The following is a 615-nucleotide window of genomic DNA, read 5'->3' as shown; positions in this document are numbered from 1 at the left end:
ACAGGCCTTGGCACGGGCGATACACGCCCACATCCATGGCCGAGTTTTCCTAAACGGGAACAAGACGGTTGTATTTCCACCATCACCCGGTTCGTTCGCCTCAGAGCGAATGGGGTAGCGATAGAAAAGGTGATCTTGATCCAAGGGGCCGTCGTGCGACACGAAACAGCGACCTCGAGGGAGCGAGCCCGCGCGCGGTCTCGTCCGGTCGGCTTCCATCCCTGATCAGCATGCGGACCACTGCGGACGGGGACAGTCGCGCTTCCGTCCGGTTCACTCTCTTCATCGATCACACGCACTGGCAGCTACGCGTTGGTTTCCCACCACTTGCACAGTAAGATCCGAATGAGGTCCGACAACTTACCGTGATCTGGCTTGTGCCCGAGGAGCGGTTGAAGGCAAAGATTAAAACCTCGACGGCCTCACCTGGATGTGGAAGGTGACTGCCGGGCCGACAAGAAGACGGCCCGGGCAAGTTCGACCAGCGCCGGGTCCACCGCAGCAGGAAGTGCCCATGTCCACGCCTTTCGACACCATCGCCCGCATCGGTGTCGTGCCCGTCATCACCATCGAACGCGTCAAGGATGCCCTCCCCCTCGCCGATGCACTCCTCGC

1 pseudogene is annotated in these 615 nt (G+C 61.0%); it reads left to right on the top strand.

Annotation, left to right across the window (positions count from 1 at the left end):
- A pseudogene (gene purU / locus EH240_RS39570) lies at nucleotides 1–118 on the top strand (formyltetrahydrofolate deformylase); the annotation flags it as partial.
- Nucleotides 119–615 lie beyond the last annotated feature (497 nt).

The sequence above is a fragment of the Mesorhizobium tamadayense genome (assembly GCF_003863365.1).
In the GTDB taxonomy this organism is placed as follows: domain Bacteria; phylum Pseudomonadota; class Alphaproteobacteria; order Rhizobiales; family Rhizobiaceae; genus Mesorhizobium; species Mesorhizobium tamadayense.
This window is presented reverse-complemented; position numbering and strand designations above follow the sequence as displayed.